The sequence below is a fragment of the Mycobacteriales bacterium genome (assembly GCA_036497565.1).
Classification (GTDB): domain Bacteria; phylum Actinomycetota; class Actinomycetes; order Mycobacteriales; family QHCD01; genus DASXJE01.
In genome coordinates this window covers 1-2,726 of the sequence record DASXJE010000087.1, presented here as the reverse complement: position 1 = coordinate 2,726, position 2,726 = coordinate 1, and the positions used below count along the sequence as shown (strand labels likewise).

At 68.7% G+C, this 2,726-nt stretch carries 4 protein-coding genes; 2 read left to right on the top strand and 2 right to left on the bottom strand.

Translation table 11 applies throughout. From position 1 onward, the window contains the following. Both VGH85_07835 and VGH85_07830 read right to left on the bottom strand, forming a co-directional pair. The coding region (locus VGH85_07835; protein ID HEY2173708.1) for a methyltransferase domain-containing protein at positions 1-707 on the bottom strand (707 nt) is incomplete at its 3' end. Positions 708-769: 62 nt separating this feature from the next. Then, positions 770-1,732, bottom strand: a complete 963-nt coding sequence (locus VGH85_07830; GenBank protein ID HEY2173707.1) for a WYL domain-containing protein — start codon at positions 1,730-1,732, stop codon at positions 770-772. Between the two features lie 96 nt (positions 1,733-1,828). Here VGH85_07830 and VGH85_07825 point away from each other — a divergent pair, with 96 nt between their 5' ends. Further along, on the top strand, positions 1,829-2,512 hold the full coding sequence (locus VGH85_07825; protein HEY2173706.1) for an alpha/beta fold hydrolase: 684 nt from the start codon (positions 1,829-1,831) through the stop codon (positions 2,510-2,512). A gap of 1 nt (position 2,513) precedes the next feature. After that, positions 2,514-2,726, top strand: a 213-nt coding sequence (locus VGH85_07820; protein ID HEY2173705.1) for a hypothetical protein, incomplete at its 3' end; no start/stop codon positions are given.

Here is a 2,726-nt window from a genome sequence, read left to right as displayed (position 1 = left end):
CGACCGTAGACGGACACGTGTCGGACACTCCTGGCGTCAAAGGGCTCGCGCTGCCATCCGCCCGAACGTGAGTGCAGGCGCAGCCCGGCGATCCGCGCCATCAGATCCATCTCGCTCGGCCACACGAAACGCGTGACGATGGGGGACAGCCGGATGCCGTCAGCAGCCAATGTCACATGGCATTCGTCGAGTAGCTGGGTGGCGCGGTCGTAGCGGCCGACGTCGAGCGTGACGTGGTCGGTCGCCACCGCTTCGGCGTCGACGTACTGGTCGCGTACGGCGTACATCGGGTCCGGCACGGCGGCCTCGACGAGGAAGACGCCGTCGTCGGTGAGATGTCGGGCGACGTTCTGGAAGCAGCGCACCTGATCGTCCTGGGTCAGCAGGTTGAACAGGGTGTTGAAGACGAGGTAGATGAGCCGGTAGGTGCCCGGGACCGGCACCTCGGCCATGTCGCCCGGCGTCACCTCGATCTGGTCACCGCCGGGCTTGCCGCGAAGTCTCGCGATCATCGCCGCCGACTGTTCGATGCCGTCGACGCGCACCCCGGTCGCGGCGAGCGGGAGGCCGATGCGTCCGGTGCCGATCGCGAGTTCGAGGACGGGCCCGTCGCCGGCGAGTTGCCGCAGGCAGTCGACCGTCTCGGCCTCGTCACCACGCAACGTGTCGTCGTAGCTGGCGGCGACGTCCTCGCCGAAGCTGTTCATCGGATCGAAGCGCACGCCGGAGTAAGACACGCGCCGGTTTGCGCTGGCAACCGGATTACCCGTCAGACCTGGTCCACCAGGGCGGCGGCGAAGCGTGAAGCGAGCGTCGCGACCGCGGCACGCAGTTCTTGCCCGCCTTCGACGCGGAATCCGAACGGCACGCTCGCCAGCCACTCCTGCGCATACATCGTCGGATTGCTGGTGCTGCCGACGAGTACGCAGCCATCCGCACAGGATTCAAGGCGTCCCATGGGAGGCCGGATCCACGGCGCCACCTCGGCCACGGGAACGTCGAACACGACGCGGGTGGCGAACTCCCAGCCGGTACCGAGGTTCTCCTCCAGCGTGACCACCGGGTCGAGGTCGTCTGGCGGCTCGAAACGGTGCGTCGTCTGCTGGACCGCGCGGACCCGGTCGACCCGGAACGTGCGGATCGCGTCCGCCCGCGGGACGTGACACAGGAGGTACCAACGCCCGTAACGGACGACGACTGCCCAGGGGGCCAGCTCGATCTCCCACTCGTTGCCGGACTCGCTCCGATACGTGACCAGTACTCGATGCCTGGCCGCGATGGCCGCGACAAGTGCGCTGGTGGTGGCCGGATCCGGACGGGCGGAGTAATGATCCGGCGCGGCCGACGCGTGCTCGCGCAGCACCGCCGCTTGCCGACCAACGTTCTCGGGCAGAGCCCGGATGACCTTGCCCAGCGCAGAACTGACGAGGTCGTCGGCGTCGGCCGCGGCCGGCTGGCGATCCAGCGCCGCCATGACCAGGTCAAGGGCCTCGGCCTCGGTGAAGACGACCGGAGGCAGCCTCGTTCCGCGCCCGAGCCGGTACCCACCATGAGGGCCCCGGGCCGACTGGACCGGGATGCCCGCCTCGCGGAGGATCCCGACGTACCGACGCGCGGCCCGCTCCGTGACGCCCAACCTCGTGGCGAGTTCGTCGGCCGTCGTGCCGGGGCGGGTCTGGAGGATCTCGAGGGCACGAAGGGCCCGTGCGGTGGGGCTGAGATCGGTCGGCACCCGAGCAGACTAGGTGACCACCCCAATGAACCGGAAGCGGAACGTCCGGAATATGTCCTAGCGTGATCTCACCGCACTGGAGAAAGAGGATCAACCGTGGAGATCGTGCTCATTGCCGGACTGTGGCTCGACGGATCCGCGTGGGCCGATGTGGTGCCCGCGCTCGAGGAACTCGGCCACCACGCCGTGCCGCTCACCCTTCCGGGGCAGGGTGACGGGTCTTCGTCGGCCACGTTCGACGACCAGGTGGTAGCGGTGCTCGCCGCCGTAGACTTAGCGCCCGAAAAGCCCCTGGTGGTAGGGCATTCCGCCGCCTGCACCTTGGCTTGGGTGGCCGCCGACGCGCGGCCGGAGAAGGTCGCCAGGGTCGCCATGATCGGCGGCTTCCCGTCTGCCGACGGAGCCACCTACGCCGATCTCTTCCAGACGAAGGACGGCGCGATGCCCTTCCCGGGCTGGGGCCCATTCGAAGGGCCCGACTCGGCCGATCTCGACGAGGAGGCCAGGGGTCGTTTCGCGTCCGCGGCCATCCCCGTTCCCGAAGGGGTGACCAAGGGCGTGGTGCATTACGCGGACGAGCGACGCTTCGACGTTCCGGTGGTGCTCGTGTGCCCCGAGTACACGCCCGCCGATGCTCTGGAATGGATCGAGGGCGGGGACGTCGCCGAACTCCCCACGGCCAAGCACCTCGACTACGTCGACATCGACTCGGGCCACTGGCCCATGGTCACCAAGCCGACCGAACTCGCCCGGCTCCTTGCCGCGGCTGCGGAGTCCTGAGATGGCGCCGAAGTCGCGTGTCGAGTCGACGTCGTCGTACACGACTCGACCCCTCGACGCCTCCACGTGGGATTCCTTCGCGGACCTGCTCGAGCGCAACGACGGGGTCTTCGGTGGTTGCTGGTGTCTCGGGTTTCACCCGGAGCGCCGCCAGCGGGGAATCAGCCGTCGCGAGGTCAAGGAGGAGCGCGTTCGAACCGATCGTGCGCACGCC